The organism is Parundibacterium terreum (assembly GCF_014636315.1).
Lineage (GTDB): Bacteria > Pseudomonadota > Gammaproteobacteria > Burkholderiales > Burkholderiaceae_D > Undibacterium > Undibacterium terreum.
Genome location: NZ_BMED01000010.1, coordinates 28,977 through 45,786, shown reverse-complemented (window position 1 = coordinate 45,786; position 16,810 = coordinate 28,977). Strand labels below are relative to the sequence as shown.

Sequence of the window (16,810 nt, the reverse complement as noted above, 5' to 3'; positions counted from 1 at the left end):
TGGACCTAGCTAGCCGGAAATTGCAGGCCGGGTCTAAAAAACGGCAATGAACAAGGCCTTCATTACGCGCAGCTTCATGCCCTGCACAGTATCCAGCCGCATTCTTTGAAGATATGTATCCGGTATCTTCTTGCCAAGCCATAATTGCCTCAGCAGCACAGCGAGCAGTTTCAGCGGTTTTTGCGACAGCGCCTGCAGCCGTTTCAGCGCGCCCATGATGCGCAGCTCATCCGCGTCAAAGTCGGTGCCGAAAGGCAGGTCAGGCAGCGTGCCGTCTTTTTTCCACGGCGCCAGGCGTGCGGCTAGCGCGGTCGGCGTATTGTGGCAAAGCTGCTCCGGGATCACATAGTCCCTGGCGATCTTGCCGTTGGCCTTGGCCTGCTCCAGCAAAGCCTGCTGGAAACGCGAATCGGCAATGGCCAATAGCCGCTTGATGCATTCGCTGTCGGTCTGGCCGCGCAAATCTGCCGCGCCATATTCGGTGACCACAATATCGCGCAAGTGCGCAGGTATCGTCGCCTGTGCATAATTCCACACGATATTCGATACTACCCGGCCATGTTGCGAGCGGCAGGCGCGCACCATCAGCACCGAACGGGCATCCGGCAGGGCTTGCGCCATCGCGATCAGATTGTATTGACCGCCTACGCCGCTGACCACCCGGCCCGACTCCAGGGTATCCGATGCGGCCGCGCCGCGCAGGCTGACCATCATCGCGGTATTGATGAAGCGTGCATCCCGCCGCTGCAAGCTCGCTAATTGCTCGTGGCCGAACAGCGCGTTGATGAAACTGATACGGCTCATGCCTATCTTGCTGCGCTCTATGGGACTGAGATCGCGCAGCGCCTGATAAAAGTCGGTAGGCCCGAGAAAGAAGCCTCCATGCATCCAGACACCGCCTTTGAATTCTTTATCCAGATCCAGCGCCTGTGTTTCCAGCGCGGCATCGGCATGCAGGGCGCTCAGGGCGGTATCGCTTTTGAATATGCCGTAGCGCTTCAAAAAGGCGAGGTCTCTCTCCGTCAGCCTGCTGCCTATTAGCCCGTCTTCGCGCAAGATGGCCAAGATCTGCGGATCGACCAGCGGCTGCAATTTCCCCTGGTTGATCAAGGCCTGCAAACCCGCATGATCGTAGACCTGGCGGCGTATGATGCCTGCCTGTATCAGCTTCAGTAAGCCGTTGGCGAACATTTCGCTGCAACCGTACAAGCCCTGGAGAAAACGCCCGGTATGCGCAGATTCCGGAACACCTGCCGGGAACAATGCCGTCATGATCTGGCTATACGCATCGTTATGCTGCTCGCGTACGATCAGCGCCTGCGCAATCGCATCGCCGTGCGCACCTATACCGATCTGGAGCGTTCCGCCATCCTTGACGAAAGCACTGGCATACAAGCCTATCGCATAGTCCTGCAGGGATACCGGCAAATTGGGCGATGCGAATGGCTGGTGCGTGCAGGCCGGGTCACGCAATATCAAATCAAAATCCTCCGCAGCGGCTACTGAGTCGTTTTCCATGAAGGGAAGCTTATGATTGCAACAGCCGACCACAAACACGGGTGCGGCGCCTTCCGTTGCCGCCATATCCAATAAGTCCAGGGTGACTTCCGGATTGCCGGAGTAGGAGTAGCGCAGCGCATCGCCAGCTCCGTCCACTGCTACTTCCTGGGCAATCACATTCAGGCCCTGCAGCATCATGTCGCGCGCGACGCTGGTGTAATTGCTGTAGACGTAATGCTGCTGGGTGTAGTCCTCGTTCACGGAAGCGCCCGGCTTCATGAAGAATTCCATCACCTCTATGTTCGCCGGCAGCGTGTTATTACGGCGCGCGGCAATATAGTTTGGGTCTTCATATTCGCCGAAGACGCGCGCCACAAAAGGATCGATAAAACGCTTTTCCAGCTCGCTGGAACCGGAAGGTTTTTCCAGCGACAGCGCGGTGATGATCTTCAATTGCAGGCTGGGGTCATGCAGGGCGCGGCGAAACAGCGCATTCAGGAAATGATTGGGCTTGCCTATGCCCAGCGGGGTGCCGACGACGACACGTTTGCCTATCGCGCTTAGCAAGGCATCCACCGCGACTTCTGTGTCGTCCAGATAGAGGGGTTGTTTCAAGAGCCGCTACTCCCGCCAGGATAGTGATGAAGCGCCTATCTTAGCAGGAGTGCGATGCTACCGGCGTGCTGGATGCCAGGGAATGGCACCACACTTGGTTAAGTGCCGGGAATGTGCGAGGGAACTCAGGCAGCCTGCCGCTTGTCTGCAGCCTGCCTCTGCTCGCGGTCTTCCTCCGCACCAAAATCCTGCGGAAAGTCATCCACCTGCACCACCCTGTCGCCGTAACTGGCGAATTCCGACAGCACGCTTTGCTCTATGCCGTCTATCACGTCTTTGTCCGCCGCATCGCGTATCCATTGCTGCATGTCGATAAAGCTTTGCGGTATAGGCGGCAGGCTGCCGGCCTTGATCGCATCTTTCAGGCGTTTCTCGATCAGATTGACCCTAGGCAGCAATTGCAGCGCCAGTTCTCCATATGAGCCGGGGTCTGCACTGACCCGTGACAGGTAAGTATCCGCCAGCAGGCGGTCACGGCTATCGCCGCTGACCTGCATTGCATCCGCTACTTCTATGCCCAGTAAGTCGGCAGGTTTGCGGAAAGGCCGCCCAAAAGGAAATGCCAGGAAACAAATGACGCCGGCAAGAAACGCGTTCGGAAAATTTTCCATTACACCCAGCAAGGCTTCCTGCGCCTGGTATAGCGCATCCTGTATCGACCAATGCACATAGGGCAGATCCTCTTCCTGGGCGCCTTCATCCTCGAAACGCTTCAACGTGCAACTGATCAGATACATCTGCGACAGCACATCGCCCAGGCGAGCGGAGATGCTTTCGCGGCGCTTCAGCGATCCGCCCAGAACAAACATCGATACATCCGTCATCAGCGCAAATACAGAAGAAAGGCGGCCTACTGCCTGATAGTATTCCTCAACATCTTCACTGACCGCCTGCGGTGCTGAAGCTGCATGGCCGCCGGTAAAACCATAGACGATGGAGCGCGCCAGATTGGCAAATACAAAGCTGACATGGCCGAAGAAAGCGGCATCAAAATCATGCAGTCCCTTGTGCGGGTTTTCTTCATTGACGGCATTCATCTCTTTCAGCACGAATGGATGGCAGCGTATCGCGCCCTGGCCGAAGATGATCAGGCAGCGCGTCAGGATATTTGCGCCCTCTACCGTAATGGCAATCGGCACCTGCTGATAGGCCCGCGCCAGGAAATTGTTGGGGCCCATGCAGATACCCTTGCCTCCGACGATATCCATACCGTTATTGACGACGATGCGCGCCCGCTCGGTGACGTGGTATTTGGCGATGGCGGAAATCACCGCCGGCTTTTCACCGCGATCTATCGACAAAGCGGATATCTTGCGCACAGCATCCATCATATACAGATGGCCGCCCATTCTCGCCAGCGCTTCCTGCACGCCTTCAAACTTGCCTATCGGCGCATGGAATTGCTTGCGGAAGGCGACATAGGCGCTGGTGCCACGCACGACAAACTTGGAGGAGCCCACATTGGAGGACGGGAGTGAAATCGCGCGCCCCGCCGCCAGGCATTCCATCAGCATGCGCCAGCCTTTGCCGACCTGCGCCTGGCCGCCTATGATCCATTCCATGGGGATGAAGACATTTTCGCCCGAGGTAGGGCCATTCTGGAACACCGCATTCAGAGGCCAGTGCCTGCGGCCTGTCACCACGCCGTGGTGTTTGGTCGGTATCAGCGCGCAGGTAATGCCTATCTCAGTATCATTCCCCAGCAGCTTGTCCGGATCGACGGCGCGGAAGGCGAGGCCCAGCAAAGTCGCTATTGGCCCCAGCGTGATATAGCGCTTGTCCCAGGTCACACGGAATCCCAGTGTCTCCACCCCGTTAAATATTTCGCGGCAGACTATGCCTATGTCAGGAATGGCGGCAGCGTCCGAGCCCGCATACGGGCTGGTCAGCGCGAAACAAGGCAACTCCTTGCCTTTTGCCAGACGCGGCAGATAATAATTCTTTTGTTCTTCAGTGCCATAGTGCAACAACAGCTCAGCCGGCCCCAGCGAATTGGGCACCATCACGGATACCGCCAGCGCCGAACAGCGCGATGATAGTTTCATGATTACCTGCGAATGCATATAGGCGGAAAATTCCTTGCCGCCATAACGCTTGGGAATGATCATGCCCAGGAAACCCTTGTCGCGGATAAATTGCCATGCCTGGGGAGGCACGTCTTGCCAGACCTGCGTACTTTCCCAGTCATTGACCATTTCGCATAGCTGATCAACCTCGTTGTCCAGGAAGGATTGCTCCTCAGGGCTCAATGCAGGCTGCGGCAAGTCCAGCAGCTTTTTCCATTGCGGCTTGCCTGAAAACAGTTCCGCATCCCACCAGGTCGTGCCTGCTTCCAGCGCATCGCGCTCAGTGCCCGACATATGCGGCAGGATTTGCTTGAACAGCTTGAAGATGTAAGGCGAGACTAGCGCACGCCTCAGCGACGGTATTGCGATCAGTGCCATGGGCACAAACAGCAGGATGGCGAAGACCGTCAGGCCCAGCCCGCCTATGAGTTGCGATGAATAACCGGCTGCAAGCCAGACCGCGGCCGCGCCAAACCAGAACCACGCCCCCGCCTGGGTATAGCTGAGCGCCAGAAATGCAATGATGAACAAGCCAATCCACCAGATCATGGGATTCCCCTTTTTTATCGTTCGCTATGCCAGGCGATCAGGACATCCTCACTGGTCGCACCGCTTGTTTCTTACATGGCACAATGCACCACAGCACCTGTGGAATCGGTGCGGCAACGAACAATGCAGCCAAGTTCGGCAAGAATGTTTTGGAAGAAAGCAGGAAGAAATGAGGAAGGGGGAATAAGCGGAAGGTATTGGACACTGCAAACCCGGCATGGCCAAGTATATACCAGTCTAGTGCCAGCTTCAGTTAGCAGCAGTCAGCGCTTGCATCAAGGGCTTGCGATAGCCCTGGTCTTTTTCATTCCAGAATACCAGGCGTTTTTTAAGATCGAGATTGAAGAAAGTCTCGTAATAGGCATCGGCTTTTTCCGTATCGCCATCTTTTCCGAAGATCTTGATTTTGACCGGCTCGGCACTGATATCGATACTTCCCTGATGCAAAGCAATCGCCGTATAAGATTCCTGACTGACCATTTTCAATTTTTTCGGCGGATTTCCATACAAGCCCGATAGCACCGAGATCAGGCGATCACTTTCCGGTCCCGAACGTATGAAGCGGACGCCCTGGGCGACCACATGCTCCTTTATCAGATTCAGGCTTGCGTCAAAAGCGCCCTTGATTCCCTTGGCAACGACGACATCAAGGCCCAACACATCGCCTTGGTGAGCAGCACTCATGTGAAAGCGGTAGCTGTCTCCAGCCTCAGTCAAATTGCTGATCCTGAATACGCAATCGACAAAACCTTCTTCACCGAATTGCTCCAGGATCGGATTACCGGCATTGTCAGTCAGCATTTCCGTCTTCGCAAATGCGAGCATAGGCAGCAAGCACAGGGCGATCAGCAGCTTTTTCATAATGAGAACGAATTCGCACGAAATTAAATTGCAATAATAATAACATTAAAAATTGCAATTTAATACATGCGGCTTCGCCCCATCAAAACAAAGCGGCAGCCTTCAGCAAGAGACCACCGGCAACAAACAGCAGCATCGTTGCAAAGCTGCGCTGTATCACATGCGCCGACAAGCGCCGGGCAAAAAGCCGGCCCGCCAGCATGCCGCCGGCGGTAGCAATGACAAAAGACAGCGTAAATGCCAATGGCAGTTCAGCACCGTGCTGCAAGGCGCTGGCTACCGCAGATGCGCCTACCAGCGCGATCACCAGCAATGATGTGGCAACCGCTCCGTGCATGCTGACATTGGTGAAGCGGCGCAGCATGGGCACAATCACAAAACCGCCGCCCACACCCAGCAGTCCGGTGCAAAAGCCGGCCAGGCTGCCTATTGCTCCTATGATCAAACCGGTGGACAGCGTCCAGTCAAACCGGCCGGTTTGCGCATTGATGTGGCATACGGTATGCCTTTGTTCGTCGTTTCCTTCCGGCACCCGGTGCTGCAGGAACAGGCGCACCGCAATGATGAGCAGCACGATGGCGAACACGATCATCAGCCACTGCTGCGACATGGTATGCGCGACCTTGACCCCGATAGTGGTAAATGGAATTCCCACTAGAGCCATCAGCATCGCCGCACGGTAACGCACCAGCTTTTTCTTCAGGCCCTCGATAGCGCCAACCGCCGCGCCGCCGGTAACAGCCAGTAATGCCACCGGCATCGCCTGCTGCATGCTCCAGCCCAGCCCCGCCACCAACGCGGGTACGGCGATGCTGCCGCCACCGGCGCCTGTCAGCCCCATCACGGAACCGACCAGAATACCCAGAGCTAAAGAAATAATCAGTGTGATCATAAGGTCCGCAAGCCTCGCCTGCGCCGTCCAAGTAAGTCAATAGTTCGGTGGTGCCGAACCCTAAGCTTCATGTTGTGCAAGCGTCCTTGTGGGCCGCTGCAGCAATTCAAATACCAGCATGCCCAACAGCATGGCGACGACAAAAACCAATGCCTTGCCGCTGCCGCTGTTGCTGCTGCCCAGCAAAACCATTGCAGGGCCTGGGCAAATGCCTGCCAGTCCCCAGCCTATGCCAAACATCAGGCTGCCCAACACCAGGCGGCGGTCTATCCCGCTTGCCGTGGGCCATTGCATGGACGAACCCAGCAGCGATTTACTGCGCCGTCTGGCCGCGGCAAACGCCACGCTGCCTATACCAATGGCACCGCCCATGACCAGCGCCAGCGACGGGTCCCAGGCACCCGCGATATCCAGAAAACCGAGCACCTTGGCTGGATTCGCCATGCCGGCAACGATCAGGCCTATGCCAAACAGCAAGCCCGCCAATCCTGACAACAGTATAGGCATGATCATGCTCTCAGCAAGTGCCGCAGCAAGTACACCGTGACAAAACCGGCGGCCATGAACAGCAGCGTCGCCACCAGTGAACGCGCAGAAAAGCGTGACAGGCCGCAAACGCCGTGACCGCTGGTGCAGCCGGAGCCATAGCGAGTGCCGAAGCCTACCAGCAATCCGGCAACGATCAGCACCGGCCAGGACGCATCGACCTGGCTTTCCGGCAATACAGCAAATAAGCGGTAAGCAAAAGGCGCCAGGACCAGGCCAAGCACAAAGGCTATCCTCCAGCCTTTGTCGCCCGCACTAAACGAAGCAGAACGGCCAAACAGGCCACCGACTATGCCGCTAATGCCGGCAATGCGTCCATTGAACAGCATCAGTGCCGCGGCAGCGAGGCCTATCAGCACTCCCCCCAGCAAAGCGCTATAAGGCGTGAAATTACTCCAGGCGATGGACATGATGTCTCCTTACTTAGAAAGTGCAGCAAATTGAGTGGCTCAGCGGCTACGGCTCCCTGTTTTTATTATTCCGGCTTCGGGCAATACAAGTCATACAGCAAGGAGAGCAAGCTCAGCACGCGCGGGTCCGAGATGGAATAAAAGATGCGCTTGCCTTCACGCCGGGTGTTCACCAGCGACTGGTTGCGCAATACACCCAATTGCTGCGACAGCGTAGGCTGATGGATGTCCAGTTGCTCTTCCAGCTCGCTCACCGCCATTTCCCCCTGGCTGAGCTGGCATAGCAGCAGCAAGCGGTCGGGATTGGCGAGCGCAGACAATACTGCGCTGGCCTCCCCGGCGGCGGCACGCATCAAATCCATATCGGGTAATTTTTTCGCGGTATCCATGCACTCCATTCTTGCTGCGCTCTGTATTCACTACATAGTATATGAAATAACATTATATATTTCAATATAATGTTAATGAAATCCTCACCCCGCGAGAGTGCCGTGGATTTCACCGGCGAAAGGTATCGGCAAGTTTTGGAAGAATTTGGCTGGCCCGAGTCAAAGTGAATGCAGTTGACCCAGGCCGCTTTGCGGCTTAAGGGTGGTGGGTGTCGCCCACATCCTTGGGATAGATGCGCACCAGAACAATGCGCGGGCCATTCATTTTTTTGACCACGGCATCAAAGTGATCGAACTCAACTTTCTGCCCCTCTTCCGGCAAGTCTCCCAACTGGTGCATGATCAAGCCGCCTATGGATTCCACTTCTTCGCTATCGAGGTCTATACCCAGCGCGGTACCCAGCGTATAGAGAGGCAGGCTGCCCTTGCCCAGCAAGGTGCCGTCATCCTGACGCGTCCAGTCATTTTCATTCTGGCGGAATTCGTCGCGAATCTGGCCGACCAGTGCGCTCAGCAAATTATCCAGCGTCAGGAATCCAACCGGCTTGCTGCCCTTGTAGCCGACAATCGCAAAATGCGGCGCGCCCTTGCGGAAGCGGCGGAACAATTCCAATGCCGGCATGGTAGGCGGCACGAACTCTACCTGGCGCAGGTGCTTGCCAAGATCGGCCACCGGTTTGTTGCCCTGCCTGGCCAGAAACAGATCCTTCAGATGCAGCATCCCCAGCACTGTCTTGCCGTCGCTGTCGAAATACGGGTAGCGGCTGAAGCGGTTGCGGTAAGCCGTCTGCATATTGTCTTCCAGCGATTTTTCCTTGTACATCGCCACCACTTCATTGATAGGGCGCATCAGGTCGGAAATTTCCAGATCCGCAAAGTCCAGCATCTGCGCCATGATGCTGCGCTCGTCGCTGACCAGCTTGTCGCCCGGGTGGCGGGTGCGCAGGATCAGCTTCAGCTCGTCCTGCGAATAGTGGGCATCGCCTCCATGATGCTCATCCAGCCCCAGCAGGCTGAGCACCTTGTTGGAACTCCAGTTCAGGGTCCAGATGGCGGGATACATGGCCCAGTAAAACAGATACAGAGCGGGTGCGGTCCACAAGGAGACCCGCTCCGGCATGCGTATCGCCATGGACTTCGGCGCCAGCTCACCGACGACGATGTGCAGGAAGGAAATGACGAAGAAAGCGAAGAAGAAGGAAATACCATGGATCAGGTCCTGCGAGGTAACGCCTATGGCGCTCAGCAGGGGTTCCAGCAAGCGGGCAAAAGCCGGTTCACCTATCCAGCCCAGGCCCAGTGAAGCCAGCGTGATGCCCAGTTGGCACGCGGACAGATAAGCATCCAGACGCTGATGGACAGTGGCAAGTATGCGGCCCTGCACGCCGCTGGTTTTTGCGATGGCGCGCACCCGTGTCTGCCGCAGTTTTACCAGGCCGAACTCAGCCGCAACAAAAAAACCATTCAACACCACCAGGAACAAGGCGGCAATCACCAGCAAAAGATTATCCAACGAGCAGACCTACTATTTTATGAACAAGCCTCCACTTTACCATAGCAGCCCACGTCCCCCTCAGACGGTGCAGGCGGCAACTACATCGACAAAACCCTTTTTGCGGGGAAAATGACTTAAAATCAACACGGGTTCATCAATCTGGGAACCTACAGGACCAAGAAGGAGAGCAATATTGTCCATAGATGACGTCCTTATTCGCATCGTTAGTAACAACGCGCAACATACCCCCCACCGTGACATCGCCCTGCTACGCGAACTCGTCGCCAGGATACGGCCACGCAAACCCCATGATGTTGTCACCGCTACCGACAATATCCGTGCCCTGTGCTTTGTGCTGGACCAGCATCCGGCCTGGGCCGAAGGATTGCGCGAATATATTGCCAATGTGGTTGTCACGCGCAAACTGGTGCACCTGCTGACAGACACCGGTATCACGCCCAACCAGGGCTTCTGGGGTGCTGCCTGGCACAGGCTGACGGAAAAATGGCTGCCGCCGCTGATCAATGACGATTACCTGAAAGACGTATTCGGCCAGTTGTTCGACCGCACGGATGACCATATTTGGGTCGCTGCCGTCAGCGACGCGGCCTGGGCCAGCCTGTTCAGCACTCTTGGGTTCCGCGTCAACAAGCTGCGCCCTTCGTATGCGACCGTAACCCAGGAAATACTGGGAGCGATACAGGTGCTGTCTTACCGCGTCACTGCGATCGGCCTGGAATCGGAACTGGTGCGCAATCATCCCGACATAGAACGCTTCGAATCGCCCTTCCTGCGCCAGAACGACGAGATCAATGCCTATATCGCCAAGTACAGCGCCTGGCTGGTGGACCGCAAATCCGAGCGCGAGGACGGCGCCCATGTCGAGGTCTTGCTGACGCAATGTGAAGACATCATCGTCAAGATACGCCGCAATGCTGCGACCCAAGGTGCGTCTGTCAGCCTGACGCGCCTGCTGTTACGGGTGACGCAAAGCATCAAGCGCCTGCGCATGCTATTGGATCTGCTGGACAGCAAGAACAGCGAAGACGCAATACTGATCAGCGTGCGTTGTCTGAAAGAGCTGGTCACGGCCGACAACCACAAGAGCAGCCTCACCGACCTGGTCAGCAGCAATACCGAACTCTTGTCCTTGCAGGTAACCGAGCGTGCCGGGCGCAGCGGCGAGCACTACGTCACCAATAACCGCAGCGAGTGGTATGAGATGCTGCGCTCCGCACTGGGAGCCGGTTTCATTGTCGGCTTCATGGCGACGATCAAGATACTGTTCGGCAAAATGTTGCTCGCGCCTTTCGGTTATGCACTGCTGTACAGTCTGAACTATTCTTTCGGCTTCATGCTGATCCACGTACTGCATTTTACGGTGGCGACCAAGCAGCCGGCGATGACCGCAGCATTGATCGCAAAATCCATCGACGAGGGCAAGGAAAAACTGTACGAGCTGGTGGAACTGGTAGTCCGTGTATTGCGCTCGCAATTCATCGCCATCATCGGCAACGTCGCACTGGCCATACCGACCGCATATGCGATCGCCTGGGCCTGGTACGGCATCTATGGCAGCCACCTGGTGTCGCCCGACAAGGCCAGACACCTGCTGGAAGACATAGACCCCATCTATAGCCTGGCGCTGCCGCATGCGGCGATTGCCGGGGTCTGCCTGTTCCTGTCCGGACTGATCTCCGGCTATTACGACAACAAGGCCAGTTACAGCAATATCCCGGAACGCTTGAGGCAGTTGAAGTGGCTACAAAAAATACTCGGCGAAAACCGGCTAAACCGTATCACCGGCTACATAGGCAACAACCTGGGCGCACTGGCAGGTAACTTCTTTTTCGGCATCATGCTGGGCACCATAGGTCAATTGGGTTCCTTCTTCGGCTTGCCGATAGACATACGCCATATTACTTTTTCCAGCGCCAATTTTGCGTTTGCGCTGGTAGGACTTGACCATCACATCAGCTGGCAACTGGCGCTGTATTCTCTGTGCGGCATCATGCTGATAGGCATGGTCAATCTGGGTGTCAGCTTCAGCCTGGCACTGCTGGTGGCACTGCGCTCACGGCGGGTCAGCTTCGGCCGCGGCGGCGCACTGGCGCTGCTGATACTGAAACGCTTCTTCAGCGGCACGCGCGATTTCTTCTTTCCGCCAAAAGACACTGAACCGGTATTGAGCGTGGCGCCGGCGGCCACCAGTACCGATGAGCATTCAGAGTCGCACGACAAACCACACTGAAAAGGAAAGCTGCCTATGGAAGTGCTGTACGCTATCGATGCCTGGCAACTGGCTCTGGCCCTGCTGTTTGCACTACTGTTGGTGATTGAAGCCAGCTACCGCATAGGAAGGCGCAGCAATCCAGCGGAGTATGAGCGCTCCAGCAGTGTGTTCTCTACCTTGATGGGGGCTGCACTGGCCTTGCTAGGCTTGCTGCTGGCGTTTTCTTTTGCGATGGCGTCTGCACGCTATGACCTGCGCAAGGGTGTGATACTGAAGGAGGCAAATGCGATCGGCACCGTGTATCTGCGTACCGAGCTGCTGGCTGACAATGCTCGCGGCCAGACGAAGAAATTATTGCGGCAGTACGTTGATGCGCGCCTTGAAGGCTACCGGGCGGGAATCGACGGCGCCAAGGCCAAGCTGGCTGCCAGCCAGACGGAGGCGCTGCAACAGCAGATCTGGCATATCGCCAGCACGGAAATGCAGCAGGAAAAGAGCATCAGTAATTCCTTGTTTGTCACAGCACTGAATGACATGATAGACATCAGTTCCGAGCAAATCGAAGCCGGTGAAAATCATGTACCGGAGCTGGTGATCTGGCTATTGCTGATATCCGCTTTGCTGACTGGCGCCATGAGTGGTTATGCCTGCGGTGCGATCGGCCACCGCAACCTGTTTGCCACCTGCAGCTTTGCCTTGCTGGTGGCCCTGGTGATCTTCTCCATCCTGGATCTGGACCGGCCACAACGCGGACTGATACAGGTCAACAAGCATCCATTGCAAAGCCTGCAGCAGAGCTTGCAGCAAGATGCCCGCCAAAATGCGACGCGCTGATATTGCTTGAAAGAGCGCTATTTTTCCGGGCCGGTCATCCGTTTCCCTGGTTCGCGCGTTGTTAGCCGAAAGCTAATTTTCGGCCTTCGCCAGTGCTTTTACCACCGCCCTCGTCCCATCCACCTCTATGAAAGAGACTGCATGAAATTGAGCTTCAACCAGGCAGCCCGACTGTCATCGGTCAGCGCCGCCCTCCTGTGTTCGCTGCTGGTAGCACAATCCGCCAGCGCCCATGAGTATTCTGAGCAGTTGCGCGCCAAGAAGTATGCCGAAGTCGAGCGTGCAGTCAGCAGCAAGCTGGCGGCGGACCCCAGCAATGCCGACGCGCTGGTCGCCAGGACCGAACTGATCCTGAATGAAGGCAAAGAAAGCCGTCTGGACGAGGCAGCCAAGCTGGCTGAGCAATGTATCGCGGCCCACCCGCAAAATTCCGAATGCCATGAGGCGTTGGGCAATGTGCTGGGCACCAAGGCAGTGTCGGCGGGCATCATGTCGGCAATGGGTTATGCGGGCAAGATACGCAATGCCTTCCAGAAGGCGGTAGAACTGGATCCGAAAAACTACGATGCCCGCTTTTCACTGTTGCAGTACTACTTGCAGGCACCCGGCTTTGTCGGCGGCGGCAAGGATAAGGCGCAGGCGCTGGTTGCCGAAACCACCAAGCTGAATCCCGTTGCAGGCAAGCTGCTGCAGGCGCAGATTGATCTCAGTGATGACAAATACGCCAAGGTGGAAACCGATGTGCTGGCGGTGAATACTGCCGGCTCCCCCTCCCTCAGCGACATACAGCGCAATCTGCTATCCGGAGTGGGCAGCAATTATGTGCAGCAAAAAAAATATGCAGACGCGGAGCGCGTCTTCCGCGATTTGCAGCAACGCTATCCTGACAGCGAACTGGGTGCATATGGCTTTGCCCGCAACTTGCAGGAGCAAGGCAAACAGCGCGATGCAATTCCTTACTTTGAAAAAGCCATCGCTGTAGAGGGCCGCGCACATATCTACTACCGCCTGGGCCAGTGCTACCAGGCTGTGAATGACAAGTCCAAAGCGGTCAGCGCTTACGAGAAGGCACTCAGTGTCAAACCTGAGTTGCGCAAGAAAATGAAGTCGGACGCGGAAGATCAGTTGAAAACCCTGAAAAGCTAGCCCCCCGTCCGCTAAAAAAAATTGCCGGAAAGCACGTTTTCCGGCAATTTTGCTTCAGCAATCTCGCCGCTGACTGGATTGTGGCTGGATGCCATTCTTAGCACTTACCCAACATTTCTGTGATTCTTCGCTGAAATTTCTGCAGGCCCCGTTTTTCGCAGCAAAATACCTCCCCATCCGCTTCTTCGCCCTATCCCGCATATCAAGGCCATCAGCTGAATCAATTCGGCATCAATTCAGCACCAATTCAGTTGTATTCATACCAGAGTCAGCCCTAGTCAGACGAATATGATTGACGGTCGTCCTGTATAGGTATTATGGTTAAATATTTAATAGTGGCAACAGAATTTCCTATGCAAATCCCTAGGTTCAGCCTGCTGTGCGGACGTGTTCGGCACGAAGGCCCTTCATGCTGCTAAAGATGCCAAAGTCATCTTTCCAATTGGCAATATCTGCTGTGGCCGCGTTGGCTACGCTGAGCTTGCACGGCTGCTGGGTGACGGCTCCACATCCGGATGCACAGGCCCTGGTCAAACCCGGCCCTCAGTGGGAAGCACCACTGCCTGCAGAAGAGACAAACCGGGTGGCGTCGATGGCGGCCTGGTGGGCAGGCTGGGGAGATACGGTACTGACCGATCTGCAGGCTAAGGCGCTGCAAGACAATACCAGCCTGGCACAGGCCGCCGCGCGTATCGCGCAGGCAAGAGCCGATGCCGCATCTGCCGGTGCCGCGCTGTGGCCTTCCGTCGATTTAAGAGTTGTCTATGCCAGCACCCGCAGTCCCTTGCAACCGCCGCCGGTAAAACAGAGCTATGCAATAGGCGGGCTGGATGCGCGCTGGGAGCTGGACCTGTTCGGCGGAGCATCCATCACGCGCAGCGGCGCGCAAGCCCGGGTGGAGGCACGCGAGAATGAATGGCAAGATGCCAGGATCAGCTTGTCAGCCGAAGTGGCGAACGCCTATGTGGCGCTGCGCACCTGCGAGATCCAGCAAGACATCCTGCAAAAAGTCGCCAACTCGCAAACACTGACGCAAAAACTTTTCCAGCAAAGAATAGGCGCGGGCTTCATTTCCGCCGTGGAAATGGCACAGAGCAATACGCTGCTGGCGAATGCACTGACCCAGTTGCAGCAGCAAAAAACCGAGTGCGCGATCACCGTCAAATCACTGGTGGTCCTGACCGGCATGCCGGAACCCGAACTGCGCAGCCTGTTGGCGACACGCGCAGCCCAGATGCCGCAGCCGGCCAGCTTTGTCGTCGAGAGCGTGCCGGCCAAGGTCTTGCTGCAACGCCCGGACATGCGCGCGGCGCTGCAAAACTTGACGGCAGCCGCATCGGAAGTGGGCGTGGCAGACGCCCGCCGCTACCCTTCCCTATCCTTGATGGGAGCAGTAGGAAGATACACGTACAGCATCAACGGGCAAAACCAGCAAGGCAATAGCTGGTTCTTCGGCCCGGTGCTGGATCTGCCGCTGTTTGATGCAGGGACCCGCAGGGCGGCACTGGACAATGCCAATGCACGCTACGAAGAAATGCTGGCGGCCTTCAAGCAAAAGACCTTGCTCGCCGTAAAAGAAGTGGAAGAAGCCTTGCTGCGGCTGGATGCGGCAAACCAGAACCTGCTGCAGCAGCAAAAAATTGACGAAGCTCAGAATATCGCGATGCAGGCCAGCGAAGCAGGCCTGAAAGCCGGCAGCTATAGCGTGCTGGAGCGGGAAGAAGTCAGGCGCCAGCAATTGACCAGCCAGCACCAGAAGCTGATGCTGCAGCGTGACCAGGCCGCAGCATGGATAGCCCTGTACAAGGCAGTCGGCGGCGACTGGCAGGCAGAGACAAAACAGGAGTAAACCCGCAGGCCTCACCGCCCTGGCATTGCAGGGGAAGGCCGCGCAGCCCGCAGCATGAAGTCCGTTGGCGAACTTCACGGGCTTATAGAAAAAACAGATACTGGAGTCGGCTCATGGAGTACAAACCTAAAAATACACTGGCAATCGCCATCGCAGCCGTACTGGGGCTGGTGGCGGCCGGCTTCCTGTTTATCAAGAAGGATGCGCCGGCAAACAACAATAGCCCAGCCGCGCCAATTACACCCATTACGACTGCCTCTGCCTCGTCCACTGCATCTTCTGCGTCCGCTGCAGCATCTGCGATATCTACAACCGCCAGCGCACCCGCAAGCCCGTCCGGTGCAGCCGGCCGCCCGGCGCTGACCGTTACCCTCGCAGCGCCGCAGAACAGTTCGTGGACTTCCACCCTTGCGGCCAACGGCAGCGTCGCGGCATGGCAGGAATCCATCATAGGGACGGAATTGAACGGCGTGCGTCTCAGCGAATTGCTGGTACAGGTCGGCGACCAGGTAAAAAAAGGACAATTGCTGGCAAGATTTTCGGACGACACTATACAGGCAGAAGTGGCGCAGCAAAGTGCCGCCGTGGCCGAAGCAGAGGCCACGCTGGCCGAAGCGCAAAGCAATGCCAGGCGCGCGCTGCAACTGAAAGACAGCGGCGCGATGAGCGTGCAGCAGATCAGCCAGTACGCCACCGCCAGAAATACCGCTGCGGCCAGGCTGACTGCCGCCAAGGCAGCGCTGCAAACCGGCAACCTGCGCATGCAGCACACTCGCGTCGTAGCGCCGGATGACGGCATCATTTCGTCCCGTACGGCGACCATAGGCGCTATCTCTATCGGCGGGCAGGAATTGTTTCGCCTGATACGGCAGGGCCGGCTCGAATGGCGCGCCGAAGTCACCGCCGAAGAAACCGCCAAGCTCAGCAGCGGCCAGGCGGTGCATGTATTTTCTGCGGATGGCACGGTCATCAACGGCAAGCTGAGGACGGTAGCACCCACCGTAGATCCGCAGAGCCGCAAGGCGCTGGTGTATGTGGACATGGCCGGCAATGCGGCAGCGATGACAAATGTGAAGGCAGGCATGTTTGCCAAAGGCGAATTCGTGCTCGGCGAAAGCAGCGCACTGTCGGTACCGGCCAATGCCGTGGTGATACGCGACGGCTATGCCAGCGTATTCACGGTCGACGCCAATAGCAGGATCAAGCAGTTACGTGTAACGCAAGGCCGCACGCAGCAAGGGCGCACCGAAATCCTCAGCGGCCTGCAGGCAGATGCCAAGGTCGTCGACAGCGGCGCCGGCTTCCTGGCCGATGGCGACACGGTGCGCGTGGTTGCCGCGCTTGCGCCCCCAACTGGCAGCAGCAGTTCCGGCAGTGAAAAATCCGGCAAAGCCAAGGCAGCGGTGAAATGAGCGGGCAGACACG

The 16,810-nt window shown here is 57.0% G+C and carries 14 protein-coding genes; 5 read left to right on the top strand and 9 right to left on the bottom strand.

Going from position 1 to position 16,810, the window contains the following annotated elements:
- Positions 1–33 precede the first annotated feature (33 nt).
- From IEW12_RS28295 to IEW12_RS29045, 9 genes are all read right to left on the bottom strand, one after another.
- Positions 34–2,115 carry an acetyl-CoA hydrolase/transferase C-terminal domain-containing protein gene (locus IEW12_RS28295; RefSeq protein ID WP_188569515.1) on the bottom strand — a complete coding sequence of 694 codons (2,082 nt, stop codon included), beginning with the start codon at positions 2,113–2,115 and terminating at the stop codon, positions 34–36.
- A gap of 125 nt (positions 2,116–2,240) precedes the next feature.
- Positions 2,241–4,730, bottom strand: coding sequence for an acyl-CoA dehydrogenase (locus tag IEW12_RS28290; protein ID WP_188569514.1), 2,490 nt, complete (start codon positions 4,728–4,730; stop codon positions 2,241–2,243).
- A gap of 249 nt (positions 4,731–4,979) precedes the next feature.
- Positions 4,980–5,591 (bottom strand): hypothetical protein, encoded by a 612-nt coding sequence (locus tag IEW12_RS28285; protein WP_188569513.1) that lies wholly within the window; start codon positions 5,589–5,591, stop codon positions 4,980–4,982.
- A gap of 82 nt (positions 5,592–5,673) precedes the next feature.
- Positions 5,674–6,474, bottom strand: coding sequence for a sulfite exporter TauE/SafE family protein (locus IEW12_RS28280; protein WP_188569536.1), 801 nt, complete (start codon positions 6,472–6,474; stop codon positions 5,674–5,676).
- A gap of 69 nt (positions 6,475–6,543) precedes the next feature.
- The gene (locus tag IEW12_RS28275) at positions 6,544–6,990 is read right to left on the bottom strand and encodes a YeeE/YedE family protein (protein WP_188569512.1); all 447 of its coding nucleotides are present in this window, start codon (positions 6,988–6,990) and stop codon (positions 6,544–6,546) included.
- Positions 6,991–6,992: 2 nt separating this feature from the next.
- Positions 6,993–7,439 (bottom strand): YeeE/YedE family protein, encoded by a 447-nt coding sequence (locus IEW12_RS28270; RefSeq protein WP_188569511.1) that lies wholly within the window; start codon positions 7,437–7,439, stop codon positions 6,993–6,995.
- Between the two features lie 65 nt (positions 7,440–7,504).
- A complete protein-coding gene (locus IEW12_RS28265; RefSeq protein ID WP_188569510.1) occupies positions 7,505–7,828 on the bottom strand; it encodes an ArsR/SmtB family transcription factor in 324 nt (107 codons plus the stop codon).
- A gap of 196 nt (positions 7,829–8,024) precedes the next feature.
- Positions 8,025–9,341 (bottom strand): hemolysin family protein, encoded by a 1,317-nt coding sequence (locus IEW12_RS28260; RefSeq protein ID WP_188569509.1) that lies wholly within the window; start codon positions 9,339–9,341, stop codon positions 8,025–8,027.
- Positions 9,342–9,401: 60 nt separating this feature from the next.
- Positions 9,402–9,524 carry a hypothetical protein gene (locus tag IEW12_RS29045; protein WP_268237279.1) on the bottom strand — a complete coding sequence of 41 codons (123 nt, stop codon included), beginning with the start codon at positions 9,522–9,524 and terminating at the stop codon, positions 9,402–9,404.
- Between IEW12_RS29045 and IEW12_RS28255 the strand changes: the two genes are divergently transcribed.
- The 5 genes from IEW12_RS28255 to IEW12_RS28235 all read left to right on the top strand — a co-directional run bounded on the left by IEW12_RS28255 (position 9,517) and on the right by IEW12_RS28235 (position 16,797).
- Entirely contained in the window at positions 9,517–11,574 is a 2,058-nt protein-coding gene (locus IEW12_RS28255; protein WP_188569508.1) for a site-specific recombinase, read from the top strand. The genes IEW12_RS29045 and IEW12_RS28255 overlap by 8 nt on opposite strands.
- 15 nt (positions 11,575–11,589) lie before the next feature.
- On the top strand, positions 11,590–12,390 hold the full coding sequence (locus IEW12_RS28250) for a bestrophin-like domain (protein WP_188569507.1): 801 nt from the start codon (positions 11,590–11,592) through the stop codon (positions 12,388–12,390).
- Between the two features lie 141 nt (positions 12,391–12,531).
- On the top strand, positions 12,532–13,536 hold the full coding sequence (locus IEW12_RS28245; protein ID WP_188569506.1) for a tetratricopeptide repeat protein: 1,005 nt from the start codon (positions 12,532–12,534) through the stop codon (positions 13,534–13,536).
- Between the two features lie 421 nt (positions 13,537–13,957).
- Positions 13,958–15,385 carry an efflux transporter outer membrane subunit gene (locus IEW12_RS28240; protein WP_188569505.1) on the top strand — a complete coding sequence of 476 codons (1,428 nt, stop codon included), beginning with the start codon at positions 13,958–13,960 and terminating at the stop codon, positions 15,383–15,385.
- A 113-nt stretch (positions 15,386–15,498) separates the two neighbouring features.
- Entirely contained in the window at positions 15,499–16,797 is a 1,299-nt protein-coding gene (locus IEW12_RS28235) for an efflux RND transporter periplasmic adaptor subunit (protein ID WP_188569504.1), read from the top strand.
- Positions 16,798–16,810: the final 13 nt, after the last annotated feature.

Coding starts and splice junctions, on each gene's coding strand:
- IEW12_RS28285 (WP_188569513.1), bottom strand. CDS start 5,591: ATGAAAAAGCTGCTGATCGCCCTGTGCTTGCTGCCTATGCTCGCATTT.
- IEW12_RS28245 (WP_188569506.1), top strand. CDS start 12,532: ATGAAATTGAGCTTCAACCAGGCAGCCCGACTGTCATCGGTCAGCGCC.
- IEW12_RS29045 (WP_268237279.1), bottom strand. CDS start 9,524: ATGGACAATATTGCTCTCCTTCTTGGTCCTGTAGGTTCCCAGATTGAT.
- IEW12_RS28240 (WP_188569505.1), top strand. CDS start 13,958: ATGCCAAAGTCATCTTTCCAATTGGCAATATCTGCTGTGGCCGCGTTG.
- IEW12_RS28265 (WP_188569510.1), bottom strand. CDS start 7,828: ATGGATACCGCGAAAAAATTACCCGATATGGATTTGATGCGTGCCGCC.
- IEW12_RS28275 (WP_188569512.1), bottom strand. CDS start 6,990: ATGCCTATACTGTTGTCAGGATTGGCGGGCTTGCTGTTTGGCATAGGC.
- IEW12_RS28290 (WP_188569514.1), bottom strand. CDS start 4,730: ATGATCTGGTGGATTGGCTTGTTCATCATTGCATTTCTGGCGCTCAGC.
- IEW12_RS28235 (WP_188569504.1), top strand. CDS start 15,499: ATGGAGTACAAACCTAAAAATACACTGGCAATCGCCATCGCAGCCGTA.
- IEW12_RS28250 (WP_188569507.1), top strand. CDS start 11,590: ATGGAAGTGCTGTACGCTATCGATGCCTGGCAACTGGCTCTGGCCCTG.
- IEW12_RS28270 (WP_188569511.1), bottom strand. CDS start 7,439: ATGTCCATCGCCTGGAGTAATTTCACGCCTTATAGCGCTTTGCTGGGG.